Source organism: Phenylobacterium sp., from assembly GCF_044371015.1.
In the GTDB taxonomy this organism is placed as follows: Bacteria; Pseudomonadota; Alphaproteobacteria; order Caulobacterales; family Caulobacteraceae; genus Phenylobacterium.
The window spans coordinates 1-24777 of the sequence record NZ_JBILUK010000022.1; the positions used below are offsets into that span (position 1 = coordinate 1).

At 67.8% G+C, this 24777-nt stretch carries 26 protein-coding genes, 1 tRNA gene and 1 pseudogene; 16 read left to right on the forward strand and 12 right to left on the reverse strand.

The annotated features are described in order from the left end of the window. Positions 1-747, forward strand: a 747-nt coding sequence (locus tag ACIQ3R_RS03520; RefSeq protein WP_397415168.1) for a hypothetical protein, incomplete at its 5' end; no start/stop codon positions are given. A gap of 88 nt (positions 748-835) precedes the next feature. Here ACIQ3R_RS03520 and ACIQ3R_RS03525 read toward each other — a convergent pair. The 4 genes and pseudogenes from ACIQ3R_RS03525 to ACIQ3R_RS03540 all read right to left on the reverse strand — a co-directional run bounded on the left by ACIQ3R_RS03525 (position 836) and on the right by ACIQ3R_RS03540 (position 2578). Further along, positions 836-910 (reverse strand) — tRNA-Gly (locus ACIQ3R_RS03525). Positions 911-1003: 93 nt separating this feature from the next. Further along, on the reverse strand, positions 1004-1747 hold the full coding sequence (locus ACIQ3R_RS03530) for a DUF6065 family protein (RefSeq protein WP_397415170.1): 744 nt from the start codon (positions 1745-1747) through the stop codon (positions 1004-1006). Between the two features lie 123 nt (positions 1748-1870). Beyond that, positions 1871-1969 (reverse strand): annotated as a pseudogene (locus ACIQ3R_RS03535) (PEPxxWA-CTERM sorting domain-containing protein); the annotation flags it as partial. A gap of 312 nt (positions 1970-2281) precedes the next feature. Beyond that, positions 2282-2578, reverse strand: coding sequence for a hypothetical protein (locus ACIQ3R_RS03540; RefSeq protein ID WP_397415172.1), 297 nt, complete (start codon positions 2576-2578; stop codon positions 2282-2284). A 155-nt stretch (positions 2579-2733) separates the two neighbouring features. Here ACIQ3R_RS03540 and ACIQ3R_RS03545 point away from each other — a divergent pair, with 155 nt between their 5' ends. The 4 genes from ACIQ3R_RS03545 (at position 2734) to ACIQ3R_RS03560 (ending at position 5112) form a co-directional block, all read left to right on the forward strand. Further along, positions 2734-3240 carry a prolyl-tRNA synthetase associated domain-containing protein gene (locus ACIQ3R_RS03545; RefSeq protein WP_397415174.1) on the forward strand — a complete coding sequence of 169 codons (507 nt, stop codon included), beginning with the start codon at positions 2734-2736 and terminating at the stop codon, positions 3238-3240. Positions 3241-3322: 82 nt separating this feature from the next. Next, positions 3323-4246, forward strand: a complete 924-nt coding sequence (locus ACIQ3R_RS03550; RefSeq protein WP_397415176.1) for a tetratricopeptide repeat protein — start codon at positions 3323-3325, stop codon at positions 4244-4246. A 1-nt stretch (position 4247) separates the two neighbouring features. Then, positions 4248-4907 carry an LON peptidase substrate-binding domain-containing protein gene (locus tag ACIQ3R_RS03555; RefSeq protein ID WP_397415177.1) on the forward strand — a complete coding sequence of 220 codons (660 nt, stop codon included), beginning with the start codon at positions 4248-4250 and terminating at the stop codon, positions 4905-4907. A gap of 10 nt (positions 4908-4917) precedes the next feature. Next, on the forward strand, positions 4918-5112 hold the full coding sequence (locus tag ACIQ3R_RS03560; RefSeq protein WP_397415179.1) for a Trm112 family protein: 195 nt from the start codon (positions 4918-4920) through the stop codon (positions 5110-5112). Between the two features lie 2 nt (positions 5113-5114). Here ACIQ3R_RS03560 and ACIQ3R_RS03565 read toward each other — a convergent pair whose 3' ends face one another. Beyond that, a complete protein-coding gene (locus ACIQ3R_RS03565; RefSeq protein ID WP_397415181.1) occupies positions 5115-6365 on the reverse strand; it encodes an FAD-dependent monooxygenase in 1251 nt (416 codons plus the stop codon). Positions 6366-6513: 148 nt separating this feature from the next. Between ACIQ3R_RS03565 and ACIQ3R_RS03570 the strand changes: the two genes are divergently transcribed. The 3 genes from ACIQ3R_RS03570 to ACIQ3R_RS03580 are packed head-to-tail and all read left to right on the forward strand — an operon-like array spanning position 6514 to position 9860. Continuing rightward, the gene (locus ACIQ3R_RS03570; protein WP_397415184.1) at positions 6514-7620 is read left to right on the forward strand and encodes an HlyD family secretion protein; all 1107 of its coding nucleotides are present in this window, start codon (positions 6514-6516) and stop codon (positions 7618-7620) included. A gap of 6 nt (positions 7621-7626) precedes the next feature. Next, positions 7627-9252: a DHA2 family efflux MFS transporter permease subunit gene (locus tag ACIQ3R_RS03575; RefSeq protein WP_397415186.1), complete on the forward strand. Its 1626-nt coding sequence runs from the start codon at positions 7627-7629 to the stop codon at positions 9250-9252. Continuing rightward, positions 9252-9860: a TetR/AcrR family transcriptional regulator gene (locus tag ACIQ3R_RS03580; RefSeq protein WP_397415189.1), complete on the forward strand. Its 609-nt coding sequence runs from the start codon at positions 9252-9254 to the stop codon at positions 9858-9860. The genes ACIQ3R_RS03575 and ACIQ3R_RS03580 overlap by 1 nt, the downstream gene beginning before the upstream one ends. A gap of 41 nt (positions 9861-9901) precedes the next feature. Here the strand turns inward: ACIQ3R_RS03580 and ACIQ3R_RS03585 are convergent, their stop codons facing one another. From ACIQ3R_RS03585 to ACIQ3R_RS03600, 4 genes are all read right to left on the reverse strand, one after another. Next, complete coding sequence (locus ACIQ3R_RS03585) at positions 9902-10699, reverse strand: enoyl-ACP reductase (RefSeq protein WP_397415226.1); 798 nt, start codon at positions 10697-10699, stop codon at positions 9902-9904. 101 nt (positions 10700-10800) lie between these two features. After that, positions 10801-11760: a LysR family transcriptional regulator gene (locus tag ACIQ3R_RS03590; protein WP_397415191.1), complete on the reverse strand. Its 960-nt coding sequence runs from the start codon at positions 11758-11760 to the stop codon at positions 10801-10803. Positions 11761-11807: 47 nt separating this feature from the next. Next, the gene (locus ACIQ3R_RS03595; protein ID WP_397415194.1) at positions 11808-12503 is read right to left on the reverse strand and encodes a hypothetical protein; all 696 of its coding nucleotides are present in this window, start codon (positions 12501-12503) and stop codon (positions 11808-11810) included. A 2-nt stretch (positions 12504-12505) separates the two neighbouring features. After that, positions 12506-13798 carry an MFS transporter gene (locus tag ACIQ3R_RS03600; RefSeq protein WP_397415197.1) on the reverse strand — a complete coding sequence of 431 codons (1293 nt, stop codon included), beginning with the start codon at positions 13796-13798 and terminating at the stop codon, positions 12506-12508. Between the two features lie 101 nt (positions 13799-13899). On the opposite strand from ACIQ3R_RS03600, the gene ACIQ3R_RS03605 reads away from it, so the two are divergent. Both ACIQ3R_RS03605 and ACIQ3R_RS03610 read left to right on the forward strand, forming a co-directional pair. Beyond that, positions 13900-14538: a glutathione S-transferase family protein gene (locus tag ACIQ3R_RS03605; RefSeq protein ID WP_397415200.1), complete on the forward strand. Its 639-nt coding sequence runs from the start codon at positions 13900-13902 to the stop codon at positions 14536-14538. Between the two features lie 61 nt (positions 14539-14599). Further along, positions 14600-15262, forward strand: coding sequence for a hemolysin III family protein (locus tag ACIQ3R_RS03610; protein WP_397415202.1), 663 nt, complete (start codon positions 14600-14602; stop codon positions 15260-15262). Positions 15263-15271: 9 nt separating this feature from the next. Here the strand turns inward: ACIQ3R_RS03610 and ACIQ3R_RS03615 are convergent, their stop codons facing one another. Beyond that, positions 15272-15745: a GNAT family N-acetyltransferase gene (locus tag ACIQ3R_RS03615; protein WP_397415204.1), complete on the reverse strand. Its 474-nt coding sequence runs from the start codon at positions 15743-15745 to the stop codon at positions 15272-15274. A 29-nt stretch (positions 15746-15774) separates the two neighbouring features. Between ACIQ3R_RS03615 and ACIQ3R_RS03620 the strand changes: the two genes are divergently transcribed. Beyond that, positions 15775-16944 (forward strand): aminotransferase, encoded by a 1170-nt coding sequence (locus tag ACIQ3R_RS03620; RefSeq protein WP_397415206.1) that lies wholly within the window; start codon positions 15775-15777, stop codon positions 16942-16944. 48 nt (positions 16945-16992) lie between these two features. Here the strand turns inward: ACIQ3R_RS03620 and ACIQ3R_RS03625 are convergent, their stop codons facing one another. After that, a complete protein-coding gene (locus tag ACIQ3R_RS03625; RefSeq protein WP_397415207.1) occupies positions 16993-17790 on the reverse strand; it encodes an SDR family oxidoreductase in 798 nt (265 codons plus the stop codon). A 124-nt stretch (positions 17791-17914) separates the two neighbouring features. Here ACIQ3R_RS03625 and ACIQ3R_RS03630 point away from each other — a divergent pair, with 124 nt between their 5' ends. The 4 genes from ACIQ3R_RS03630 to ACIQ3R_RS03645 all read left to right on the forward strand — a co-directional run bounded on the left by ACIQ3R_RS03630 (position 17915) and on the right by ACIQ3R_RS03645 (position 22562). Then, a complete protein-coding gene (locus ACIQ3R_RS03630) occupies positions 17915-19873 on the forward strand; it encodes a PQQ-binding-like beta-propeller repeat protein (protein ID WP_397415210.1) in 1959 nt (652 codons plus the stop codon). 140 nt (positions 19874-20013) lie between these two features. Next, on the forward strand, positions 20014-20631 hold the full coding sequence (locus ACIQ3R_RS03635) for an ATP-dependent Clp protease proteolytic subunit (RefSeq protein ID WP_397415213.1): 618 nt from the start codon (positions 20014-20016) through the stop codon (positions 20629-20631). A 17-nt stretch (positions 20632-20648) separates the two neighbouring features. Next, positions 20649-21719, forward strand: coding sequence for a Rieske 2Fe-2S domain-containing protein (locus ACIQ3R_RS03640; RefSeq protein ID WP_397415215.1), 1071 nt, complete (start codon positions 20649-20651; stop codon positions 21717-21719). A 39-nt stretch (positions 21720-21758) separates the two neighbouring features. Further along, on the forward strand, positions 21759-22562 hold the full coding sequence (locus ACIQ3R_RS03645) for an alpha/beta fold hydrolase (RefSeq protein WP_397415217.1): 804 nt from the start codon (positions 21759-21761) through the stop codon (positions 22560-22562). Between the two features lie 6 nt (positions 22563-22568). Here ACIQ3R_RS03645 and ACIQ3R_RS03650 read toward each other — a convergent pair whose 3' ends face one another. Continuing rightward, a complete protein-coding gene (locus tag ACIQ3R_RS03650) occupies positions 22569-23192 on the reverse strand; it encodes a glutathione S-transferase family protein (RefSeq protein WP_397415222.1) in 624 nt (207 codons plus the stop codon). 73 nt (positions 23193-23265) lie between these two features. On the opposite strand from ACIQ3R_RS03650, the gene ACIQ3R_RS03655 reads away from it, so the two are divergent. Continuing rightward, on the forward strand, positions 23266-24777 hold a 1512-nt coding region (locus ACIQ3R_RS03655; protein ID WP_397415224.1), incomplete at its 3' end, for an acyl-CoA dehydrogenase family protein.

Genomic DNA, 24777 nt, shown 5'->3' on the forward strand with positions numbered 1-24777 from the left:
GCCGACTGCGCCCACGCCTACGGCTACTACGACAACTCCGGCGCCTGGCACGCCACCAGCGTCCGCCGCGAGAACGCCCGCGGCTATTTCGACCGCCAGGGCGCCTGGGTCGAAGGTGCGCCGGCCGGCCACTACAATCGAGACGGCGACTGGGTCCAACTGACCGAGGACGCCACTGCGGGCGGATACCGCGATCGCAGCGGTCGCTGGATCCCAGCCTCGGCGAATGGCTACTACTCCGCCGAAGGTCGCTGGGTCGCCGCAGCCGCCAGCGGCCACTACGACAGCCGGGGGCGCTGGATCGCCGGTCCCGCCAAAGGCCGCTACGACGAACGTGGCCGCTGGATCCCAGGTCGTCCCGCCCAGGTTACGGACATGCAGCCTGGATACTACGACCAGGGCCGGTGGAGGCCGGGTCCGGTCTATGGCTATTATGACGCACGCGGCCGTTGGGTCAGCGTCGACAACGGCGAGAACCCCGGCGGGGGTTGGAGGGGGCGTGATATCGCATCCCACGAAGCCTGGCTGGACACCCGCATCCGCAGCGGTCTGAGCGACGGCAGCCTCACCCGGAACGAAGGAAATCGCGCGCTCCGAACCCTGGCCTCGATCCAGCGCGACGAACGCAACCTGCGCAACCGGGGCGGCCAGCTGCGCCCGCGGGACCAGGCCACCATCCACGCCCGGCTCGACGCCCTGGCCGAAAGCGTCCGGATCATGGGCCGGGGCCCGGTCCGGCAGTACTGATGTCTCCGGGGCCCGCGCCGGACCGGCGCGGGATCGCCGGCCTGCCGGCGTCGCCGGTCGTCCTCGTGCTGTCCGATATTCTCTGCAATGGAGCGGGCGAGGCGATTCGAACGCCCGACCCCAACCTTGGCAAGGTTGTGCTCTACCCCTGAGCTACGCCCGCGCTCCGAGGGGGTGATGGTCGCCCCCAAATGCGAGAGGCGGCCTTATGGCAGAGGCCCGCGCGGGACGCAAGCGGCTGTCCGGGGCGCCGGGTTCAGCGATAGCGCGGGGCCTTCAGGCGTCGCTTGTTGACGTGCCCTTCCGGGTTGGGCGCGTCGATCTCCTCGGGAAACTCGCCTTTGAAATAGTAGCGCTGCCAAGCGGCCTTGGTGGCCTCTGGGTCGCCGCGGAAGATACGCTGGTTGAACTCGCTGCGGTGTTTTTCCCACACGTCGTACTGGTGACGAAGTTCGGGGTCGGCGTCCATGCGACGGATCACCGGCTGAATCTCGTGCAGGGTCTTGTCCTGCAGCAACGTGATGAAACAGAAGGGTTCGCCCTTTTCGAAGCGTATGCGCCCCGGCCGGGTGAACAGCCAGTTCATGGTGAACGGGAACGGCAGCCAGTCGGTCTCGACCACGCCGGCCAGGGGCTGGATGCCGTCCTTGGCGTGATTGGGCGGGCCCATCACCCACATCGACCAGCCGGGCGGGGTGCGGAACAGATAGCCCGGGTGCATCGTCAGCACGCCGTGGCTGAAATGGCTGGTGGCGAGGCGGTGGAAGTCCGGGTTGGGCGTGTCGGCCCGCAGGGTGATGTCGGCCTGCATCGGTCCGCCGTTCCACTCGGCGGTGAAGGCCACCGGCGAGAGCAGCTCCCAGCCCGACGAATTGGCCATGTTGAGCGGCAGGCAGCGGTAGGGGTGGCGTGCGGTGAACGCGTCCATCCAGGCCCGGTCCTGGCGCCCGGGCACCAGCTCCGGCGGCCGCTCGGTGGTGGGAAAGCATTCCAGTTCCATCGGGCCCTCGCGCGGGGAGTTCGCTTCTCCCGAGGCATAGGGCGCGCCCGACCGCCGGGCAACGAAAACCCCGGCCGCCTTGCGGCGACCGGGGTGATCAGAGCGTAGCTGCGTCGCGCCGGATCAGGCGGCGAGCGCGGCCCGACGGCGACGGATCATCGCGCCGGCGCCGCCGAAGCCCATGATCATCAGCGCCCAGGTGCCGGGCTCGGGAACGACACCGGCCAGACCGTCGAACTCGAACGCGTTTGAGCCCGACTGGAAGGTGATCGAGGAAACCTTCGCGCCGTTGAAGTCATAATAGACGCGGAAGCCCTTGGTGCGATCGCCGTTGCCGACAACGCCATTGCCGCCCCAGATGGCGTCACCTTGGAACACCTGCGAGCCGCCGCCGACGAGGTTGAACGTCAGCTTATTGTAGCTGTCCGGCGAGCCCATGTAGAAATTGAAGGACCGGAAATACCGACCGCCGAGCGCCGCATAGGTCGACGTGCCGCCGCCCTGGACAGAGGCGTAGCGCGTGGGGTCGCTTTCTTAGGGGTTGCCGCCCTGGCAGCAGGATGTGAGCGAGCCGGGACCGGTGTACGGCGGCGGCGCGGTTGTGCTCACGTCGAAATCGCCATCGCCATTTTCCGTGAACGGTCCGACGACGTTGCCCGTGAAGCTGGTGTACGGGCTATCGATGGAGTCGAAGTCATCGAGAATCTGGCCCACGTTGGTGGTGTAGAGCTGGTTCGCGACGGCGGCTGAGACGACGATTGCGGCGTTCGCGCTGGTCGCTGCGAAAGCCATCGTCGCGGCGGCGGTCGCCGCCAGAAGGCGCATCTTCATGTAACTATTTCCCCTGACATCGGGCCGCATGGACGCGCGCTTAACTTTCCTTAACACGTCCTCCCATGGGGGCGAAGCGGACTCGCCCCTCAGGGGAACCTGCAACCCCGCGTTGGCGTCGCGTCGGGAGCCGGAAGGCGCTATGGCCTCGCCGCATGATGGGGCGTGAACAGCTTCTGGCCTATCTGGCCAAGATCGGCGTGGCGGCGACCACGTATGACCACCCGCCCGTATTCACGGTCGACGAGGGCCCGGAGATCAAGGCGGCGATCCCGGGCGCCCACAGCAAGAACCTGTTCCTGAAGGATGCGAAGGATCAGCTCTGGCTGATCTCCGCCGAAGACCGTGCGCGGATCGACCTCAAGCGGCTGCATACGGTGATCGGCTCGGCGCGGCTCTCGTTCGGTCGGGCGGAGCTGATGGCCGAGGTGCTGGGCGTGACGCCGGGCTCGGTCACCGCGTTCGCACTGGTCAACGACCGCGACCGGCGCGTCCGGTTCGTGCTGGACCGAACCCTGGCCGAGGCGGTGGCGGTGAATTTCCATCCGCTGGTCAACACCGCGACGACGACCGTCAGCCGGCTGGACTTCCGCCGCTTTCTGGAATCCCTGGGCGTCAGACCCATCGTGGTGGATTTCGTCGCCATGCAGGTTGTGGAATAGGGCTCCCTCGTTGCGGCGGCCGCCGCGCGAGACCATGTTGGCTGCCGCGACAGGTGCGCGACGGGGAAGAGGAATTCGGGCCATGACGCTTATCGGGTCCACTCAGACAACGAATGCGAAGACGGCGAACGCGGCCGATCTGGCGGATCTGATCAAGGACGCCACGGACCAGTCGTTCATGGCCGATGTGGTCGAGGCCTCGAAGACCACGCCGGTGATCGTCGACTTTTGGGCCACCTGGTGCGGTCCGTGCCGGACGCTGGGGCCGTCGCTGGAAAAGGCCGTTGCGGCGGCCAAGGGCAAGGTCAAGCTGGTCAAGGTCGATATCGACCGCAACCCGGCCTATGCCGGCCAGCTGCGGGTGCAGTCCATCCCGGCGGTGTTCGCCTTTGTCGACGGCCGGCCGGTGGACGGCTTCATGGGCGCCCTTCCCGACAGCCAGGTGAAGGCCTTCGTCGACAAGCTGGCCAAGATGGCCCCGGGGGGGTCGCCGGTCGACGACCTGCTCGGCATGGCCAGGGAGTCCCTGGACCTCGGCGACCTCGGGGGCGCGGCCCAGGCTTTCGCCCAGGTGCTTCAGATCGAGCCCGACAACCTCAAGGCCATTGGCGGCCTCGCGCGTCTCTATCAGCAGGCGGGCGACCTTGAACGCGCCGCCGACGTCCTGGCCATGGCGCCGGAGGGCGCGCGCGACGCGGAGATCGACGGCGTGCGCGCCGCCCTGGCGCTGGCCGCCGAGGCGCCTTCCGAAACCGCCGCCTTCGAGGCCCGCATCGCCGCCGATCCGGACGATCATGAGGCGCGGCTCGAACTGGCCAGGGCGCTGGCGGGCGCCGGTCGGATGCATGAGGCGGTGGACGCTCTGATCGAGAGCATCGGCCGGGACCGGGAGTGGAATGAGCAGGCCGCGCGCAAGCAGCTGCTCACCGTCTTCGAGGCCGCCGGACTGATGTCGGATGTCACCAAGCAGGGCCGGCGCAAGCTGTCGGCCATTCTGTTCAGCTAGGTTGGTGAGCGCCTACCGACAGATCGGCGACCTGCCGCAGCTGATCCCGGTGTTTCCGCTGGATGGGGCGCTGCTGCTGCCTGGCGGCGAGTTGCCGCTGCAGATCTTCGAGCCGCGCTATCTCAACATGGTCGATGACGTCATGGCCGGCGACCGGGTGATCGGCATGATCCAGACCCGCGGCGGCTCGCGCGAGCGGCCCCGGTTGGCGGTCGTAGGCTGCCTGGGTCGGATCACCAGCTACGCCGAGACCTCCGACGGTCGGTATCTGATCACGCTGACCGGCGTCTGCCGCTTCGAGGCGGGAGAAGAGCTGGACCTGCGCCTGCCCTACCGCCAGCTGCGCGCCCGCTACGATCGCTTCGAGGGCGACCTGGCGGATGACCAGGAAGTGGAGGCCGACGACGAGGAACGCGCCCGGTTTGGCGCGGCGCTGAAGCGCTACCTCAACCGCCGCGAGCTCGACATAGACTGGGAGACCGCACAGGACGCGCCGCTGGAATCGCTGGTCAACAGTCTCTGCATGGGACTGGCCTTCGCGCCGGCCGAGAAGCAGGCGTTCCTGGAGGCCCCCGATCTCGCGGCCCGGTTCGAGGTGCTGACAACGCTTCTGGAGATCGATGTCGCCGATCCGGATGACGAACGGCCGCAACTCCAGTAGACCGACGGCCATGAGCGATACCCCCGTCGAGGTCGATCCCCGTCTGCTGGAGATCCTGGTCTGCCCGGTGACCCGTGGGCCGCTGACCTATGACCGTGGCGCGGCCGAGTTGATCAGCAAAGGCGCGCGGCTGGCCTACCCGATCCGCGACGGCGTCCCGATCATGCTGCCAGAGGAAGCTCGCGAACTCGGCGAGGGCGAGTAGGCCTACAGGGCTTCACCACGCAGCAGGCGCGGCAGGTCACCGACGGCGCCGCCGGCTTCATGCATGAACGCCCGGCGCGCCGGCCCGATGCGATTGACGATGGCCATCCCCGCGCCCCGCGCCAGCCGGAGCAGCGGATTGTCATTGGAGAACAGGTGGACGAAGGCGTCCATGCCGACCGCCAGGGCCTGGGTGTCGAACCGCCGCCAGGCGGCGTAGCGCTCCAGCGTGGTCTCGGCCCCGATGTCCTCGCCGTTGCGGCGGGCGTCGACGATCACCTCAGCCAGCGCGGCGGCGGCCTTGAGGCCCAGGTTCAGGCCCTGTCCTGCGATGGGGTGAACGCCGTGGGCGGCGTCACCTAGCAGGGCGGCGCGCGGCGCGGTCAGCCGTTCGGCTACGCGCAGGCTCAGCGGATAGGTGAACACGGGCCCTTCGACGGAAACGTCGCCCAGAAAGTCGCCGAACCGGCGTTCGAGATGCGCCTGAAACATTTGCGGCGAGGCGCCAGCCAGGGCGGCGCCGCGCGCCAGGCTCTCTGTCCAGACCAGGCTGGCGCGGTTGCCGGTCAGCGGCAGGATGGCGAAGGGCCCGCCGGGCAGGAAGTGCTCGTGCGCCACGCCCTCGTGCGCGAGGGCCATGCGCACTGTGGCGACCACGCCGGTCTGGCGGTAGTCCCAGCCCACTACGCCGATGCCGGCCGCGTCACGCACCACCGAATTGCGGCCCTCGGCGCCTACGACCAGCGGCGCTCGAAGCTCGCGACCGTCCGCGAGCCTCACCCGAGCCGCGCGCGCCTCGAAGGCGACACTGGCGACCCGCGCCGGCGCCATCACCGGTACGCCCGCCGCCGCCAGCGCTTCGGCCAGGGCCGCGCGCACGTGGCGGTTTTCCAGCAGGTATCCCAGGGGTTCGCCTTCGGTGCGGTCGGCGATCTCGTCACTGTCGAAGCGCAGGTAGAACGGGCTCTGCCCCCCGGAGGCCGCACCCGGCGCGCGACCGTCGGTGACCAGGATCTGCTCGATGCGCTGGGCGTGTGGCTCCAGCGCATCGGCGAGGCCCAACGCGCGCCACTGGCGGAAACAGGCATAGGCGATCGCCCAGGCGCGGCCGTCGAAGTCGGGCGCCAGCTGGCGTTCGAACGGTTGGGGGTCGACCAGAACGGGCGACAGTCCGGCCCGCGCCAAAGCGAGCGCCAGCGTCGCCCCAGCCACGCCGGCGCCGGCGATGATTACGTCAGGTTGGTCCGGAGTCATCGGTGGGGATAGGCCATGGAACACCCTTTGACGTCCAGTCGGGCTTAAATCTGGACCCGCGCGTCCAGATTTCGCTTGGCCTGCGTCGCCGCGCGCGCAAAGCTCAAGTTGGACTGCTGAGTCCAGTCTTCACGAGTGCGTCGCCACCATGCTCAAGACCCTGAAAGATCGTTGGCTCCCCATTGCCTCGGTGGTCCTCGTGACCCTGGGGGTCGGGGTCGGCGTGGCGTTCTGGTGGATCGACCGGCAACGTTTCGAGAGCACTGATAACGCCTTTGTCCAGGCCGACAACGCTCCGGTGGGCCCGCTGGTCGAAGGCTATGTCACTGAGGTGCTGGTTGACGACAACACCCCGGTCCATACCGGCCAGCTGCTGGCGCGGATCGATCCGGCGACCCTTCGGACCCAGCTGGCCCAGGCCGAAGCCAACGCCGCGGCTCTTGAGGCGGCTGTGGCTCAGGTCGACGACCGCGCCCGCCTCGGACAGGCGATGATCGCCCAGCGGGCGGCCGGTCTCGCCAGCGCCCGGGCTCAGGCCCGGTTCGCGGAAGCCGAGCGCGACCGCTATGGCGCTTTGGTGGCTTCCGGCGTGGTTCCCGCCCAGCGGGCTCAAAGCGCAGGCGCGGCGGCCGACCGCGCGGCGGCCGACGTGGCCCAAGCCGACGCCGCACTGGAGGCCGAGCGGCGGGCGGCCGCATCGCTGGGGTCGGCGCGCGACCAGAGCCTTGCCCAGGCGCGCGCCGCCCGGGCCGCTGTGGATCAGATGCGGCTGGACCTGTCGCGCACTGAAATCCGTGCGCCGGCGTCCGGGGTGGTCGGAAACCGCGGCGTCCGTGTGGGCCAGTATGTGCGGCCGGGCACGGTGATGATGACCATTGTGCCGCTAGGCGAGGCCTATGTGATCGCCAATTTCAAGGAGACCCAGGTCGCCCGCCTGCGCCTTGGCCAGCCGGTGACCATCCGCGCCGACGCATTCGGAGGCGAATCCATCCGCGGTCGGGTCGAGAGTTTCTCGCCCGCCACAGGCGCCGAGTTCGCCCTGATCCCGGTGGAGAACGCCGTCGGCAACTTCACCAAGATCGCCCAGCGCCTGCCGGTGAAGATCGCCATCCAGCCCGGTCAGGCCTTGTCCGGCGGTTTGAGGCCCGGGCTCTCGGTGGATGTGAAGGTCGATGTCAGCGGCGACACCGGGCCGAGCTTCGCCGAGGCAAGCCGCGCGCCGGCTCGCTTGGCCGGCGAGTCGCAGGCGCGCTAAGCGACCATGTCCAACGCTGCGGCCATAGCCCCCGCCGCCTTCCAGCCCGCCTATCTGGGCGCCGATGGCAGCGCCGTGAACTGGCGCAGGGTCTATCTGGGCTTCGCGGGGCTGGCGGGCGGCCAGTTCATGGCGCTGCTGGACATCCAGATCGTGGCCTCGGCCCTGACCGAAGTGCAGGCGGGCATAAGCGCCTCAGCCGACGAGATCGGCGCGATCCAAAGCATCTATCTGGTGACCGAGGTCATCGGAATTCCGATCAGCGCCTACCTGTCGAAGCGATGGGGTGTCCGCCCGTTTTACATGTTCGCCACCCTGGCGTTCATCCTCACCTCCATTGCGGTAGGGCTGGCCGCGAATCTGGAGGCTATGTTGCTGGCGCGCGGATTCCAGGGTCTGGCGGCCGGAGCCATGATTCCGGCGACCTTCGCCATAGCCATGACCGCCTTTCCGCCGGAGCGGCGCCTCTCCGCCAATGTGATCGTCAGTATGATCGTGACGCTCGCGCCGACCATTGGCCCGACCCTCGGCGGCCATATCGTCGACTCGCTCGGATGGAGGTGGCTGTTCTTTATCAACGTCCCGCCTGGGCTGCTCGTCCTCTACCTGGTCGGTCGCTACCTCGATTTCGACAAGCCGGATCCCGCCGTCGGTAAGAACGTGGACTGGTTGGGCCTGGGACTGATGACCGTGTTCCTGGTCTCCATGCTCTATGTTCTGGAGGAAGGGGCGGAGAACAGCTGGCTGCGGGACGATGTGGTGCTGTGGGCTAGCGTGGTCACCCTGGTCGGGGGCGGTTTCTTTGTCTGGCGACAACTTTCCTACAGACAGCCGATCGTCGTTCTAACCCCGTTCCGCGACCGCAATTTCAGCCTGGGAATCATCATCTCGTTCATCTCCGGCGCGGCGCTCTACGGCGGTACGTTCCTATTGCCGCTCTACCTTGGTCATGTCCGGCAGTACTCGGCCGGGGAGATCGGCAACGTGATGCTGGTCTCGGGCCTCGTGATGTTCCTGAGCGGTCCCTTTCTCGGTCGGATCGTCCGCGCGTTCGACTTCCGCGTTTCACTCGGGCTTGGCATGGCGCTGACCGCCTGGGGCATGTGGCAGGGCGTTTATCTCACCGACCAGTGGGGATTCTGGGAGTTCTGCGCCATGCAAGTGGCGCGGGGGCTGGGCGCTATGGTCGCCATGATTGCGGCGTCGCAGATGTGTGTCGCCACCATGTCGCCGGCGCTGATGAAGGACGCTTCCAGTCTGCTGAATCTGATCCGCAATATCGGCGGGGCGTTCGGCATCTCCATCATGTCGACGGTGCTGTTCCAGTCGACCGCGGTTCACGCTCAGGCGCTGGCCTCCGGCGTGTCAGCGAGCGGCGCCCTGGCGCAGGCCTTTCTCGGCGAGATGACCCAGCGGATGGAGGTGATGGGGGCCAGTGATCCCGGTGGAGCGGCGCGCAAGATGATCGGTTTCATGATCCAGCGAGACGCTGCTGTGCTGGGTTATATCGACGCCTTCGCCGTGGTGGCCGCAGGCAGCCTGCTGGCGGCGGTTATCGGGTTCCTCGCGACGCCCGCCGGGCTGCGGGCCCCGGCCATCGCGCCTGAACCTGAGCGTCCGGAGCCCGACTGATGCCAAGGCTTACGGGACAGATCGACCTGTCGAAGAACGAGGCGATCCTCGACGCCGCTGTGGCGGTGCTTGTCGAACGCGGCCTAAGCGCGCCGGTAGAGGCGATCGCCCGTCGGGCCGGTGTTTCCAAGCAAACAGTCTACAATCACTACGGCTCGAAGGCCGAGTTGCTGCGTGCGCTGACCGCCCGCCGCGTGCATGAGATCGTCGCGCCTCTGGAAGAGGCTGAAGCGGCCGAGCATCCCGAGGCTGCGCTGATCGGTTATGGCCGGGTGATGCTCAGCGCATTGCTCACTCCGACGGCGACCGCGTTTATGCGCATGGCCATGGCTGGGTCCGCGGAGACTCCAGAACTCGGCGCGGCGATCTTCCAGGCCGGACCGCGCGCCAGCCGGGGCCGACTGGCGATGTTTCTGGCGCGAGAAACAGAGGCGGGGCGGCTGGCCTGTCCCGATCCGGCCCAGGCGGCGGAGTTCTTTGCCGGAATGGTGGCCGGTTCCTACCAGACCGCCGCGTTGTTGGGGGTCAATCCCGAGCTGAGCCCCTCGACGGTCGACGCAATCGTCACCGAAGCGGCGCGGCGCTTCCTTCGGGCCTACGCCGACTAGACTCAAACGTGCTCGGCCCACTGATGGCGAGGCCGTCCGTTTCAGGCCTCGTCGTCGTCGGAGAAGCCCATGATGTGGAAGCCGGCATCCACATGCACGCACTCGCCGGTTGTGGAGCGCCCGAGGTCGGACAACAGCCACAGCGCGGCGCCGCCGACACCCTCCATCGAGGTGTCCTCTTTCATGGCCGAGAGCGAGCGGCCCTTGGCCAGCATGCCGCGTCCGCCGGAGATCCCGGCCAGGGACAGCGTCTTCATGGCGCCGGGCGAGAGCGCATTCACCCGGATGCCCTTGGGGCCCAGGTCGCGGGCGGCGTAGCGCACCGCCGCCTCAAGCGCCGCCTTGGCGACGCCCATGGTGTTGTAGTTCGGGATCGCCCGCTCGGAGCCCATGTAGGTGAGCGTCAGGATCGAGCCGCCAGTCTCGGGCATAAGCGCCGCGGCGCGCCGGGCGCAGTCCACAAAGCTGAAGGCGGAGATGTTCATCGCCCGCAGGAACCCGTCTCGGGTGGTGTTCTCGACGAAGCTGCCCTTGAGCTCGTCCTTGTTGGCGAATGCGATGGCGTGGACGAAGAAATCGATGGTTCCGAACGCCTGAGCGACGGTTTCAAACGCCTGATCCATGGCCGCATCGTCGGTGACGTCGACCGGCGCAACCACCTTGACGCCCAGGCTCTCGGCCAGCGGTTGCACGCGGCGCTCCATGCCCGGCAGGTGCAGGAAGGCCATCTCCGCGCCCTGGGCGGCGAGCTGGCTGGCGATGCCCCAGGCGATGGACTGGTGATTGGCGACACCGGTCACCACGCCGCGCTTGCCGGCCATCAGTCCGCCCTTGGGCATGTCGAAGTCTTCGGCCACGGAAGGCTCTCCCTCTAGTTTGTGGGGGTTTTGGCCGATCAGCAGGGGGCTGTCATCCCCACCCGCACCGCACTGAGGTGAGTTCAGCTCGCGGACTTGGCCGGGAATGAGGTGATCCGCATCGCTTCTTCCTCCAACCGCTGGCGACCGATTTCCTGCAGTCGGCGAATCTCCTGCTGCAGGTAGGGGGCCATGAAATCGATGAAGGCGCGTACGCGCGGCGTATCCTTGAGTTCCCGCCGGGTGACGATCCACGAGGTGGCGCGCGCCTCGGTGATCGGCTCAGAACAGCGGATGAAGTGCGGGTCGGGGTCCGCGATCGTGCAGGGGATGGCTCCGATGCCAAGACCGGCGCGGACGGCCTGGACCAGGCTGCCCATGCTGTTGGAGCGCGTGATCGGGGTCACGCCGCCCGCATGGCGCATCATCCAGCTGGCGGCGGCGACTTCGCCGGTCTCCATGGCCATGTCGATGAGGTCGTGGTCCTTGAGTTCGTGCAGGCTTGCCGGGACTCCCCGCCGCGCGGCGTAATCCCGACTGCAATAGAGCGCCAGGTCGTGGTCGACGATCTTGCGGGCCACAAGGTCCGAAGGCGCCAGCGCCTGGGAGGTTCGGATCGCTAGATCCGCCTCGCCGTTCTGAATGTCGAGGGTGCGGTCGGTGACCACAAGGTCGACCTGGACCGAGGGATTGAGTTTGCGAAACTCGCCGAGCGCCGGGATCACCATGGTGTTGGCCACCAGTTCATTTGTGGTGAGCCGCAACGCGCCGGTCGCGCCGCGCAGTTGACCTGAGACCTGATTGGCGAAGCGGATCGCCGCGCGCTCCACCGCCTCGGCGTCGGGGATCAGCGCCTCCCCGGCGTCGGTAAGGCGGCTGCCGGTCTGGCCGCGCTCGAACAGCTTGAGGCCGAGCGCCTGTTCCAGCGCTTCGATGCGGCGGGCGACGGTGGTCTGGTTGACGCCCAATGCGCGCGAGGCCGCCAGTGTGGAGCCCCCCCGGGCGACCGCCAGGAACGCCTTGAGGTCATTCCAATCGAACATGATCCTATGTGGGGGCGCGTATGGCCATACCGCAAGGGCAGGGTCGATCAGCGCCGTTCGACCGCCACCAGGATGTGGTCGGAGCCTTTGCGCGCCACCACGTCGGCGAAAGCGGCGGTGGGGGCTATGTGGTCGCGCAGGTTGACCAGATTGATCTCGCGCCAGGCATGGTCGATCACCAGGCGCCGCCGCTCGGCGTCGCCAACGCGGGCGATGAAGCTGTCGGGTTCGGAGGCGGCGATACTCTCCAGTCGGGCCTCGAACCAGGCCCGGACATGGTCGGGATCCGCGTCGAGATAGACCGAGAGATCATAGCGGGCGCGCGCCTCGGGGGTCTGAAGCGTGTTGATCCCTTCGACGATCACAATATCGGCGGGCGGCACGACGAGCGTCTCCTCTGGCGCGATATCGTAGGTGACGTGAGAGTAGACAGGGCTCGCCGCCGGTCGCCCCTCGGCGAGGTCGGCCAGGAACCCGTGCAGCACCGGCCAGTCGTAGCTCTCCGGGAAGCCCTTGCGGGCCGACAGGCCGGCGGCCTCAAGTTCGGCGTTGGACTTCAGGAAGCCGTCGGTAGCCACGACCTCGACCCGGGCGGGCAGGGCCGCGGCGAGCTGGCGGGCTAGCGTGCTCTTGCCTGCGGCGACTCCGCCGGCCAGGCCCACGAGGCAGGCGCCCGGTCTATCGCCTCTAGCCCGGGCGCGGGCGTCGACCAGGTCCGCAAGCTCCTGCAACAGGTCGGCCATGCTCAGTCCTCGGCGATGCGGCTATGCCGCCGGGTGTCGGGCATCAGCAGATAGACGACCAGCGACGCCGCGATGATCAGCGAAACATAGGTGAAAAACCAGGTTTCGTTACCGGCCTGCTTGAAGGTCAGCGCCACATACTCCGCCGAGCCGCCGAACGCCGCATTGGCCAAGGAGTAGGGCAGCGCCACGCCAAGCGCCCGCGTGGCGGTGGGGAACAATTCAGCCTTCACCACGGCGTTCACTGAGGAATAGCAGGCCATCATCACCAGCGATGCGGTGACCAGCGCAAAGGCCGGCAGGACATCGCGGGTCGCGGCGAGCGTCGAGAGGATCGGCCAGGTCAGGGTCGCGCCCATCACGCCGAACATGATCAGGATGGCGCGGCGACCGACACGATCCGAAAGCGCGCCGATCAATGGGTTGACCAGCATGAAGACCAGCAGACCGCCGGCGACGATGAGGTTCGCCTGATCCTTGGAGAAACCCGAGGTGTTGACCAGGAACTTCTGAATGTAGGTCGTGTAGGTGTAGTAGCCGAGCGTGCCGCCGGCGGTCAGGCCAATGACCGTCAGGCTTTCGCGCGGATGGCTGGCGATCAGCCCCCAGGTGCTTGCGCGCGGACCGGTCCGGGCGTGAAACGACGGCGTCTCGTCCATCCCGCGCCGGAGCCAGAAGACCGCCAGCGCCAAACCGCCGCCGATGAAGAACGGCACGCGCCATCCCCAAGCCTGCATGTCTTCCGGCGACAGCAGGTTGGTGAGCGCCAGCAGCACCAGCATGGCCGCCAGCTGCCCCGCGATCAGGGTGGAATAGAATATCCCCGACCAGAACCCCCGCTGATGGCGCTGCGCCATCTCCGACAGATAGGTGGCGCTGGCGCCGTACTCCCCGCCCATGCTGATCCCCTGGAGGATGCGCGCGAAGACCAGGACGGCAGGCGCGGCGAGGCCGATCTGGTCCGCGCCCGGGCAGATCGCGATCAACAGTGAGCCGAAGCACATCAGGCTGACCGAGGCGACCATGGCCGCCTTGCGCCCGACCCTGTCGCCATAAAGCCCCATCATCCACGCGCCTACGGGGCGAGCCAGAAATCCCACGCCGAACACAGCGGCTGCGTTCAAGAGCTGGGTGGTGCGGTCGCCCTCCGGGAAGAACACCTTGGCGAAATAGAGTCCGAACGCGGCGTAGACGAACCAGTCGAAGCTCTCGACCAGATTGCCCGCCGACCCGGCCAGGATCGACCGCAGGCGCGCGGGCGGCCTTCCGGCGGCTGCTGAAGCCTGTCTGGTCACGCGATCCCCTCCACCCCGCCCGACCCCTAAGCGGCGACGGATCAGCGTCAAGTTCCCTCGGCGGTCTTGCACACCGGCCCGGCAGCGGCGAGGGTCGGCCCATGCTGACGCTCTACACCGCCTGGGGCACCATCGGGCTCGCCTGCGAGATCGCCCTGGAAGAGGCCGGCGCGGCCTATGAGGCCAAGCGCCTGAGTTTCGCCGACAACGCCCAGCGGGCGCCGGACTTTCTGGCGGTGAACCCGAAATCCCGCGTGCCGGCGCTGGTCACGGACCGTGGCGTGATCACCGAGGCGCCGGCGATCCTGGCCTATGTGGCGCGCGCATTTCCTAAGGCGCACCTGGCGCCCGAGGGTGACGCCTTCGCTTTGGCCCAACTGGAGTCGTTCGCGGCCTACCTTTGCTCTTGGGTGCATCCTGCGGCGGCGCACCGACATAGGGGCTATCGATGGGCCGATGATCCGGCGGCGATCGCCGACATGCGGCGCAAGGCGCCGTTGAACTTCGCCGAAGCCTTGGACCTGATCGACCGCGAGCTGTTCCTTGGGCCCTGGGTGTTGGGCGACGCCTACAGCTACGGGGATCCCTACCTCTACACGGTCGCGACGTGGATCTCCCGTGACGGCTTGGACATGGCCGACTATCCGAACATCGCCGACCATTGCGCGCGGATGGAGGCCCGTCCCGCCGTAATCGCCGTACGCGAGCGGGTCCAGGCCGCTCGGGTCGCGGCGGGATGACAGGGCGCGGCAAAATCGCCACAGCCTTACGGTTGTCGCGCCGTCAGGATAGGTTCGCGCCATGACGACGCTCACCCACCCGCCGCGCCATTATCCCACCGCCGCCGCCAAGTGCGCGGATCTTGTGGTGCACGTCATTGGACTGACCCTGGCCCTGATCGGCGGCATCGTGCTGCTGATCCTCGCTGTGCGGGCCGGCTCGATCTCGTTGGCGGTGGGCGTGGGCATCTACGCCGCCGGTCTGCTGGCCATGCTGGCGTTCTCAACCGCATATAACTTCGCCCCGGCGCGTCGGAGACCGCTGCTGCGCCGCCTCGACCACGCCGGCATCTTCCTGATGATCGCCGGCTCCTACACCCCCTTCACCACTCAGAGCCTCACCGGCGGCTGGGCGATCGGAATGACGGCGGCGGTGTGGTCGATCGCCGCGTTCGGGGCGCTCGGAAAGCTGTTCCTGCCGGGCCTCGGCCGTCGGTTCTGGGTGGCGGTTTATCTGGCGCTGGGCTGGCTGGTGGTGGTGGCGCTGAAACCGATGATCGACGCCATCGCGTGGTACGCCCTGCTGCTGCTGGTGGCGGGCGGCGTACTCTATTCGACCGGCGTGGTGTTCTACGTGAACAAGCAACTGAAGTTCGCCCGCGCCATCTGGCACGGCCATGTTGTGGCCGCCGCCGCCGCGCACTGGGCGGCGATCCTGCTCGGCGTGGTGCTGGCGGCGCGATGATCGCGGCGTTCAGTATCGCCGCTCCATGAACACGTCGGCTCGGATGTAGGGCGTGTCGGCGGGGGGCAGGTCGCGGAAGCCCATGGCGCGGTAGAGGCCGAGCGCGGGGCCGAGGCCGGAATTGGTCTCAAGGTAGAGCCGCGTGGCTCCCAACTCTTTGCCGGCGTCGATACAGCGTTGCATCAGCGCCCGCCCGAGCCCCGAACCCCGCAGGGTCTCGGACACGGTCATCTTGGCCACCTCGAAGCCGCCGTCGGTCATTTTCATCAGGGCGACGCAGCCGACCGGTTCGCCATCCTGAATCGCCATGAACACCCGCCCGCCCTTGTTGATGATCTCGCCTTGCGGGTCGCCCAGCACCGCCTGGTCCTTCGGTTCCAGCGCGAAGTACTTCGAGATCCAGGCCTCGTTGAGCATACGGAACGCCTCGGCATGGGCCGGCGCGAGATCGACGATCTGATAGCGGGTCTCTAGGCTGGTCATGGCCGGATGTTGCAGCCAATCTCCCGGCCATGGTCAACCCGATCTATGCGGCCATGCCGCGCACAGTCTTCTCGGAAATGAGCGAGCTCGCCACCGAGTTCGGCGCCATCAACCTCGGCCAGGGCTTTCCGGACGATCCCGGACCGGAATCCGTCCGCGCCAAGGCGGCCGAGGCGGTGCTGCACGGCGACAACCAGTATCCGCCGATGTCAGGCCTGGCCTCACTGAGGAAGGCGGTGGCGGCGCACTACGCCGCACGACAGGGCCTGGACCTGGACTGGGTGGGCGAGGTCACCGTCACGTCCGGCGCCACCGAGGCCCTGGCCGCGACCTTCCTGGGCCTGATCAGTCCGGGCGACGAGGTCATCGTGCTGCAGCCGGCCTATGATTCTTATGCGCCGGTCATCCGCCAGGCCGCCGGGATTCCGCGCTTTGTGAACCTGGCGCCGCCGGACTGGCGCCTGGATATCGGGGCCATCCGCCGCGAGATCACGCCGCGCACGCGCCTGATCGTGCTGAACAACCCGATGAATCCGACCGGAGCGGTGATGTCGGACGCCGACCTTGGCGCTCTGGCCGAGCTCTGCGTCACGCACGATCTGATCGCGGTCTGCGATGAGGTGTGGGAAGAGGTGGTTGCGCCGGGCGTTCGTCACCGCCCGCTGATGGCCCTACCCGGCATGCGCGAGCGCTGCGTCAAGATCGGCTCAGCGGGCAAGATGTTCGGATTGACCGGCTGGAAGGTCGGCTGGATGTGCGCCGCGCCGGCGCTCACGCACGCCATCCTCAGGGCCCATCAGTTCCTCACCTACACGACCCCGCCCAACCTCCAGGCGGCCGTGGCCTGGGGCCTGGAGCACCCCGCCGACTGGTTCGACGCCATGCCGGCCGATCTGGCCCGCAGTCGGGCGCGGCTGACCTCGGCGCTGGAGGCGCAAGGCTTCGTCGTGCTGCCGGGCGAGGGCACATACTTCCTGAACATCGACCTCGCCGCCTCCGGCGTGGACCTGGATGACCGAACCTTCTGCCTGCGGGCCGTGCGCGAGGCGGGCGTGGCGGCGATCCCTGTCTCAGCATTCTATGAAGAGGCGCCCGTGCGCCACGTGGTGCGTCTCTGCTTCGCCAAGGGCGACGCTGTGCTGGACGGCGGCGCGGAACGGCTGGGCGTGGCGCGAACGCTCAGCGTCAGCGCTTCCTAGGCTGCGCCCGGCGCACTCTTCGATCCCGCTCTAGGTCGATTGCACGCCTCAGCAGGTGCTCCCGCCGTCGACGATGATCGTCTGGCCGGTGGTCCAGGCGCCGGCGCGGCTGGCGAGGTAGATCGCGGCGCCGGCCAGGTCGTCGGGTTCGCCAAGGCGCCGCAGCGGCGTGCCGGAGGAGGCCCGCGCCTCACCGGCCGGGGTGTCCCACAGCGCCTTCGCGAAGTCGGTCTTCACGAGGCCCGGCGCGATGCAGTTGACGCGAATGTTGTCCGGCCCGAGCTCCTGAGCGAGGTTGCGGGCCAGCTGCATGTCGGCGGCCTTGGAGATGCAGTAGGCGCCGATCACGGTTGAGCCGCGCGTGCCGCCGATCGACGAGACGATGATGATCGACCCGTCCTTCCGCGCCCGCATCTCCGGCGCGACCATCTGGATCATCCAGTTGTTGGCGACGATGTTGTTGTCGAGGATCTTGCGGAACGCGTCGTCGGTGATGTCGAGCTGGGAGCCGTAGAACGGGTTGGAAGCCGCGTTGCAGACCAGGATGTCGATCTGGCCGAAGGCCTTGCGGGTCTCGTCCATCAGCCGCTGAAGATCATCCTTTGATGAGATGTTGGCGGGCACCGCGATGGCGTGGCCGGGGCGTTCGGCGTTGATCCCGGCGGCCACCTCCTCGCAAGGGCCGGGCTTGCGGGAAGAGATCACGACCTTGGCGCCTTGCTGGGCCATGCGCTCAGCGATGGCCCGGCCGATACCGCGCGAGGAGCCGGTGATCACCGCCACCTTGCCGGTGAGGTCGAACAGGCCGCCGGCCGACACCTTGGGGGCTTCCAGAACCTGGCTCATGCGCGTCTCCCGATCCGTATTTCGAACGTTTGTTTGAGGGTGACGCCATTTGCGATGCCGCGCGCGTCCCGGTCAAGCAAGGGGGGCAAGCAAAGGCGGTCAAGCGGCTGGACGCGCCGGCCGGATGGCCTATCGTTCCGCTGAAGCGGCCTGTGAGCGCCGCAGCCGGGGGGCAATGCAGATGGGTCGTTTTGGAAACGTCGCGGGTCTTGTCGCGACCGCACTGTTGTTCGCCGGCCCCGCAATGGCCCAGACCGCCCAGCAGATGCCCCACCCTGGCCAGGCGATCTACCGAATCGCTTGCGCCGCCTGCCACGACAACCCGGTGGATACCAAGTCGCCTGCGCGCGCCACGCTCTCTGCCATGGCGCCGCGCGTCATCGACTTCGCCCTGACCGGGGGCAAGATGCAGGCCCAGGCGGCTGGGCTCTCGGCGGAGGATCGCGCCCAGCTGGTCAGCTACCTGACCGGCGGTCGGACGGCGGTGCAGGAAACCTGGAGCAAGGCTATGGCCTGCGACGCCCGGCGCGCTCGGGTGGACGTGAGGCCCGCCGCATCGGTCGCCACCTTCGGCTTCGACGCCCGCCAGACGCGAACCTTGACCGCCCGGCAGACCGGCCTCTCCAAGGCGGCGCTGGCCAGGCTGGAACTCGCCTGGGCCATCGGCTTTCCCGACAACACCATGATGCGTGCGCAGCCGGCGGTGGTCGGCAACACCGTCTTCCTGCCGGTGGCGGAGGCCTCGGCGGTCTACGCCTTCGATGTCAGCGTGCCCGACCAGCCCTGCGTGAAGTGGGTCTATGATGCGCCGGGCGGCGCGCCGCTGCGGACCAGCGCGGCCTACGGGGTGATCGCCGACGGCACCCCGGTTCTCGCTTTCTCCGGCCTCGACACGACAGTCCATGTGCTGGACGCACGGACCGGCAAACCACTGTGGACCCGCACGGTCGGGGTCTATTCCTACTCGCTGACCACCGGCACGCCGCGCGTCCTGAAGGATCGGATCATTGTGCCGGTCAGCCAGTTCGAGATCATGCAGGCGGCGGACAATCGCGTCTCCTGCTGCACCAACCACGGCTATGTGCTGTCTCTGGACCCCAAGACCGGCGTTCAGCAGTGGCGGTACGACACCATGCCGGATGCGCAACCCATCCGCGATCGTGGCGACGGCAAGCCGCTCCTGGGACCCTCCGGCGCGCCGATCTGGAATTCGCCCCTGGTCGATGAGGCGCGCGGGCTGATCTACTTCGGCACCGGCGAGGCCAACTCGCCTCCGGCGCACCGCAACACCAATGCCTTGATCGCCATCCGGCTTTCCGACGGAGCCGAGGTCTGGAGCCACCAGGCGACACCGGACGACATCTACAACGCCGGCTGCGGACCCAATCCCCGACCGACCCAGCTCAACTGCGTCAAGGAGACCGTCTATCGCGACGTTGACTTCGGCGCCTCGGTGATCCTGGCGAAGCTGAAGTCGGGACGCGAGCTGCTTCTGGCCGGCCAGAAGTCGGGCACGGTCTGGGCGCTGGAGCCGGCCACCGGCAAGGTGGTCTGGCGGCGCGACATCGGCACGGGCGCGCCCAACGGGGGCATCCACTGGGGCATCGCCTTCACCGACGACACGGTGATCGTGCCTGTGGCTCAGATCGGCCGGCCGCTGCCGGGCGGGCCGCCGATAGACCCTAAGCTGACCCCCGGCCTCTACGGTGTCGAGGCCAGCACTGGCGAGATCCGCTGGCAACATGCGGCCACGCCGGACTGCGCAAACGGTCGCGACAAGACGGCTCCGCTATGCGAACGACTCTACGGCTTCTCCGGCGGTCCGACGGTGATTGACGGCGCCGTCCTGCAGGGCAGTCTGGACGGGCGGCTATTCGTGATCGACGCCCGCACCGGCCTGGAGCTTTGGCGTTATGACAGCCTGAGGGAGTTCCAGACCCTGAACGGCGTCGTCGCCAAAGGCGGATCGTTCGACGCCGTGTCGATCGTTGGCGTCAACGGCCTGGTCCTGGCCGGGTCAGGCTACGGCATGTTCGGACAGGCGCCCGGCAACGCCCTGCTGGCCTTCCGGCCCAAGAAGTAACGAGACCGCAGCATGCGCTTCTTTGGAACGCTGATCGCCCCCGCCACGCGGTCAAGGCGCGCGTTGGGCTTGCCGGATGGGGCATTGCCCCATAACTCGTGGCGTCAGAACCCGAACTCCCGACCAAAGGCGCCGAGACAATGCTGAAGTGGACCTCTTACCTCGACGACGAGGACGGCGACGAAGACGGCGCCCGCAAGCCCGACATGCCTATGACCGCGGGTCCGGTTCAGAACGCGCTGTTCAAGAGCCGCACGGTGCTGATCTTCGGCGAGATTGACATGCGTCTGGCCGAGCGGGTCACCGCCCAGATTTCCGCGTTCGTCGCGGAGAATGACAAGCCGATCCGGGTCATCATCAATTCGCCCGGCGGTCATGTGGAAAGCGGCGACACGATCCACGACATGATCCGCTTCTGCGGCGTGCCGGTGAAGGTGATCGGCACCGGCTGGGTGGCCAGCGCCGGCGCGAGCATCTTCCTGGGCGCGATCAAGGAAAACCGTCTCTGCCTGCCCAATACGCGCTTCCTGCTGCACCAGCCGGCCGGCGGCGTTCGCGGCCAGGCCTCGGACATCCAGATCGAGGCCGAGGAAATCGTGAAGATGCAGGAGCGCGTGAACCGGATGATCGCGCGGGAAACCGGCCAGACCTATGAAAAGGTGGTCAAGGACACCCAGCGGAATTTCTGGATGAGCGCTGAAGAGGCCGTAGCCTACGGCCTTGTCGGCAAGATCATCACCGACGCCAGCGAGGTTTAGCGTCGGGGGGTACGAGGTTGGCGCAATCCCCCAACACGCGCTTCGGCGAGGGTTTCGTCACCGACGCCTGGTACCTCGCCGGCCTGTCGTCGCAGGTGCGCGCTGGGCGGCTGTCGCGCCTGGAGCTGATGGGCGAGCCGCTCGTGCTGGGTCGCGGACCTTCCGGCGGCCTGTTCGCGCTCCGCGACATCTGCCCCCATCGTGCGGCCCCGCTTTCGGCGGGCGGCTTCCATCGCGAGGCGGATGGGTCTGAGACCCTGGCCTGCCCCTATCACGGCTGGCGGTTCGGCGCGGACGGCGCCTGTCGGGCGATCCCATCTCTAACTGATGACCAGGACTTCGACGCGGGGCGCATTCGGGTCCGGCGCTATCCGGTCGTAGAGCAGCAAGGCATGGTGTTCGTCTGGTCCGGCGCGGATCCGGCCTCCGAACCCGATCACGCGCCGCCGAGCTTTCCGGGCGTGATCGGCCCCGTCCGACTCCGGGATGAAATGACCTTCGCGGCCCATATCGACCACGCCGTGATCGGCCTGATGGACCCGGCCCACGGACCGTTCGTGCACCGCCAATGGTGGTGGCGCACCGGCGCGAGCGTCCACGCCAAGCAGAAACGCTTCGAGCCGCGCGAGCTGGGCTTCGCGATGGTCCGCCATGAGCCCTCGAAGAACAGCCGCGCCTACGCTGTGCTTGGGGGCGAGCCCCTAACCGAGATCACATTCCGGCTTCCGGGGTTTCGCTGGGAGCACATCCAGGTGGGCCGCAGGCAGGTCCTGGCCCTGACCGCGCTCTGGCCGTTGGATGCGAACCGCACGCGGGTCATCCAACTGGTCTGGTCCGATCATCCGGCGTTGGCGATGCTCAAGCCGCTGGTCGCCTGGGGCGCCCGCATCTTTCTGCGCCAGGACGCCCGCATGGTCGATCTTCAGGGGGCCGGGCTGGCGCAGGAGCCGACGCTCTTGTGGATCGACGACGCTGACCGCCAGGCGAAATGGTATCAGGCGCTGAAGCGGGAGTGGGCCGCCAGCCGCAGAGATGGCCGGGCTTTCGTCAATCCCGTCGATGCGGCGACCCTTCGTTGGCGTAGCTGAAGCGTAGACGCGCCGAGCCTGGTCAGCCTAGCTTAGGGTATGGCCAAAGCGACATTGAACGGCGTTGAGCTCGCCTACGACGACATCACCCCGCCCGGGGCCGCACAGCGCACTGTGCTTTTGCTCCACGGCTATTCGTCCAACCGAGCCGAGGGCTGGAAGAGAACCGGCTGGTACACGGCCATGGAGCGGCGCGGCATGCGCGTGATCGCCCTTGATCAGCGGGGCCATGGCGAGAGCGCCAAGCCGCATGATCCCAGCGCCTATGGCCGACTGGCGCTGGCCGCCGACGCGCTGGCGCTGCTGGACCACCTGGGCGTCGGGCGGTGTGACGTATTCGGCTTCTCCATGGGTACGCGTACGGCGTTGCAGATGGCCATCGACGCGCCCCACCGGGTCTCGAACCTGATCCTCGGCGGCGTCGGCGAGAAGCTGATGGAGCCCCGTGGGTCGGAGTTGCCGCCCGATGCCATGGCCGAGGCGATGCTGGCGGAAGACCCCGAGAGCATCACGCACCCGTTCCTGAAAAGCTTCCGGCAGTTCGCCGACGAGCAGGGCGAGGATCGCGCCGCGCTGGCCGCCTTCACCCGCGCGGACAACCCCCCGCTGGATCGCGCGGCTATGGGCGCCCTGCCGATGCCGGTTCTGGTGGTGGCGGGCGCGCGGGATGAGGGCGCGGGCGACCCTGCCGGCCTCGCACGGCTGTTCCCGCACGGCCATGGCGTCACCCTGCCGGGCTGCGACCACTTCTCGGTGATCCCGCACGCCTCCCTGAAGGCCACGGTGTTTGACTTCCTGGACGGCGTGCTTGGCCTCGACGACGAGTTCCCACCGTTCGAGTAGCGTCGTCTATGCGTAGGCGTAGGCGCCGCCCTTCTCAAGCGCCCGCGCATAGGCAGGGCGCGCCTGGAACCGGGTCTTCCAGGCCGCCATGTTCGGGTAGGCGCCCAGCCGTCCGAAGGCGCCCATGATCTCCGCCACGAAGCTGAGGTTGATGTCCGCGCCGGTGATGTCGTCGCCGACCAGCCAGTCGCGACCGGCCAGTGCGGCTTCCACATAGCCCATGTGGTTGGCGATCTCGCTTTCGATACGCGGCGTGAGTGGCGCGGCGGCCTCGCCCAGCCGACCTGTATAGAGCTGCAGCATCAGCGGCAGCATCGCCGAGCCCTCGGCGTAGTGGAGCCACTGGTTGTAGGTCTCGTAGTCGTCGCCGCCGACCGGCGGCGCCAGCCGCCCGCCGCCGTGCCGACGGATCAGATAGTCGACGATGGCGCCGGATTCGTTCACCACCCGGTCTCCGTCGGTGACCACCGGCGACTTGCCCAGCGGGTGGACCGCCTTGAGTTCCGGAGGCGCGAGCCGGGTTACAGCGTCGCGCTGGTAGAACTTGATCTCGTAAGGTGCGCCCAGTTCCTCCAGCAGCCACAAGATTCGTTGGGAGCGGGAGTCGTTGAGGTGATGCACGACGAGCATGAGGAGGTCTCCGAGTTTGGCGTTGAACAAAGCCTCGTGACCTGACGCAACGCAAGTCTGGCATAGTGGCGACATGAGCCTGATCCTGCCCAATCTCACTGATCTGCTGGACGCCGCCGCACACGAAGCGGGCGCATTGACCGCCTCGATCGCGTCTGCGGTCGGTGGTCGCGTGCGACTTGAGGGTCGGCTGGATCGCGCCCGTCTGGATGAAGAACAGCATGTGGCCCATGGCCTCGCCTGGGTCGCCGCCTATGCCGAGACCCTCCGCCAGACTGCCATCTGGGCCCATGCGCTGGAGGTCGAGAAGCGGTTGACCGAAGCGGAGGCGCTGCCGGCGCAACTTCTGGCTCATGAGTACCTGAGCCAGTTGGCCGGCGGTCTGCCGATGAACCAGAGCGAGATGTTCCGGCCGGACGATGTGTTCGCGCCCGCCGAGCGTTTGTCCCATGTGCTGGGCCGTCTGCGGGCTGGCGCGTCCCAAGCGGTGAAGGCGCGGATCGTCGAGTTGCTTGAGGCCGCGCGGGGGCGGCCCTCGCTGGAGGCGTCCGGGTTGGATGAAACGCTTGAAGCGATCCGCGACCAGTTCACCGGTTTCGCGGCGCGGCGCATCACGCCCTATGCTCACGGCTGGCATCTACGCGACGAACTGATCCCGCTGCAGCTGTTGGAAGAACTGGGCGCGCTCGGCGTCTTCGGGCTGACAGCGCCGGAGATCTGGGGCGGGTCGGGTATGGGCAAGACCGCCATGTGTGTGGTCTCCGAGGCGCTTTCTAGGGGCTGGATCGGGGCGGGGTCGCTGGGCACCCGTTCCGAGATCGCCGCCGAGCTGGTGCTGGGTCATGGCACGGAGGATCAGAAGGCGCGGTTTCTTCCCGGCATCTCGTCGGGCGCGATCATCCCGACGGCGGTGTTCACCGAACCCGAGGCCGGCTCTGATCTGGGCAGTCTGCGCACCCGGGCGGTGCGGGACGGCGAGGTCTGGCGCATCTATGGCGCCAAGACCTGGATCACCCATGCCGCGCGAGCCGATGTGATGACACTCCTGGTCCGCACCGATCCGGCCAGTCGCGATCATCGGGGGCTTTCGATGTTCCTGGCCCAGAAGCCGCGCGGGTCGGACCGTGAACCGTTCCCAGCGCCCGGCATGTCCGGTGGTGAAATCGGGGTGATCGGCTATCGCGGCATGAAGGAATACGAGCTGGCGTTCGACGGGTTCGAGGTGTCGCACGCCAATCTGCTCGGCGGCGCCCCGGGCCAGGGGTTCGCTCAGCTCATGGCCACCTTCGAGAGCGCCCGAATCCAGACTGCGGCGCGGGCGATCGGCGTGGCGCAGAACGCGCTCGACCTGGCCTTGGACTACGCCCTGCAGCGCCGCCAATTCGGCGAGCCGCTGGTGCGCTTCCCCCGCGTGGCCAACAAGCTGGCGATGATGGCTGCTGAACTCTTGGGAGCTCGCCGCCTGGCCTGGTTCGCTGCCGCCGCCAAGGACGAAGGCCGCCGCTGTGACCTGGAGGCCGGCATGGCCAAGCTCACCGCCGCGCGCATCGCCTGGGCGGCGGCCGACAGCGCGGTGCAGATCCAC

What these genes read in the sequence shown, in the direction of transcription:
- ACIQ3R_RS03530 (WP_397415170.1), bottom strand. Translation starts at nt 1,747, where the DNA reads ATGGAACTGGAATGCTTTCCCACCACCGAGCGGCCGCCGGAGCTGGTG.
- ACIQ3R_RS03540 (WP_397415172.1), bottom strand. Translation starts at nt 2,578, where the DNA reads ATGAAGATGCGCCTTCTGGCGGCGACCGCCGCCGCGACGATGGCTTTC.
- ACIQ3R_RS03545 (WP_397415174.1), top strand. Translation starts at nt 2,734, where the DNA reads ATGATGGGGCGTGAACAGCTTCTGGCCTATCTGGCCAAGATCGGCGTG.
- ACIQ3R_RS03550 (WP_397415176.1), top strand. Translation starts at nt 3,323, where the DNA reads ATGACGCTTATCGGGTCCACTCAGACAACGAATGCGAAGACGGCGAAC.
- ACIQ3R_RS03560 (WP_397415179.1), top strand. Translation starts at nt 4,918, where the DNA reads ATGAGCGATACCCCCGTCGAGGTCGATCCCCGTCTGCTGGAGATCCTG.
- ACIQ3R_RS03565 (WP_397415181.1), bottom strand. Translation starts at nt 6,365, where the DNA reads ATGACTCCGGACCAACCTGACGTAATCATCGCCGGCGCCGGCGTGGCT.
- ACIQ3R_RS03570 (WP_397415184.1), top strand. Translation starts at nt 6,514, where the DNA reads ATGCTCAAGACCCTGAAAGATCGTTGGCTCCCCATTGCCTCGGTGGTC.
- ACIQ3R_RS03575 (WP_397415186.1), top strand. Translation starts at nt 7,627, where the DNA reads ATGTCCAACGCTGCGGCCATAGCCCCCGCCGCCTTCCAGCCCGCCTAT.
- ACIQ3R_RS03580 (WP_397415189.1), top strand. Translation starts at nt 9,252, where the DNA reads ATGCCAAGGCTTACGGGACAGATCGACCTGTCGAAGAACGAGGCGATC.
- ACIQ3R_RS03585 (WP_397415226.1), bottom strand. Translation starts at nt 10,699, where the DNA reads ATGCCCAAGGGCGGACTGATGGCCGGCAAGCGCGGCGTGGTGACCGGT.
- ACIQ3R_RS03590 (WP_397415191.1), bottom strand. Translation starts at nt 11,760, where the DNA reads ATGTTCGATTGGAATGACCTCAAGGCGTTCCTGGCGGTCGCCCGGGGG.
- ACIQ3R_RS03595 (WP_397415194.1), bottom strand. Translation starts at nt 12,503, where the DNA reads ATGGCCGACCTGTTGCAGGAGCTTGCGGACCTGGTCGACGCCCGCGCC.
- ACIQ3R_RS03605 (WP_397415200.1), top strand. Translation starts at nt 13,900, where the DNA reads ATGCTGACGCTCTACACCGCCTGGGGCACCATCGGGCTCGCCTGCGAG.
- ACIQ3R_RS03610 (WP_397415202.1), top strand. Translation starts at nt 14,600, where the DNA reads ATGACGACGCTCACCCACCCGCCGCGCCATTATCCCACCGCCGCCGCC.
- ACIQ3R_RS03615 (WP_397415204.1), bottom strand. Translation starts at nt 15,745, where the DNA reads ATGACCAGCCTAGAGACCCGCTATCAGATCGTCGATCTCGCGCCGGCC.
- ACIQ3R_RS03620 (WP_397415206.1), top strand. Translation starts at nt 15,775, where the DNA reads ATGGTCAACCCGATCTATGCGGCCATGCCGCGCACAGTCTTCTCGGAA.
- ACIQ3R_RS03625 (WP_397415207.1), bottom strand. Translation starts at nt 17,790, where the DNA reads ATGAGCCAGGTTCTGGAAGCCCCCAAGGTGTCGGCCGGCGGCCTGTTC.
- ACIQ3R_RS03630 (WP_397415210.1), top strand. Translation starts at nt 17,915, where the DNA reads ATGGCCTATCGTTCCGCTGAAGCGGCCTGTGAGCGCCGCAGCCGGGGG.
- ACIQ3R_RS03635 (WP_397415213.1), top strand. Translation starts at nt 20,014, where the DNA reads ATGCTGAAGTGGACCTCTTACCTCGACGACGAGGACGGCGACGAAGAC.
- ACIQ3R_RS03645 (WP_397415217.1), top strand. Translation starts at nt 21,759, where the DNA reads ATGGCCAAAGCGACATTGAACGGCGTTGAGCTCGCCTACGACGACATC.
- ACIQ3R_RS03650 (WP_397415222.1), bottom strand. Translation starts at nt 23,192, where the DNA reads ATGCTCGTCGTGCATCACCTCAACGACTCCCGCTCCCAACGAATCTTG.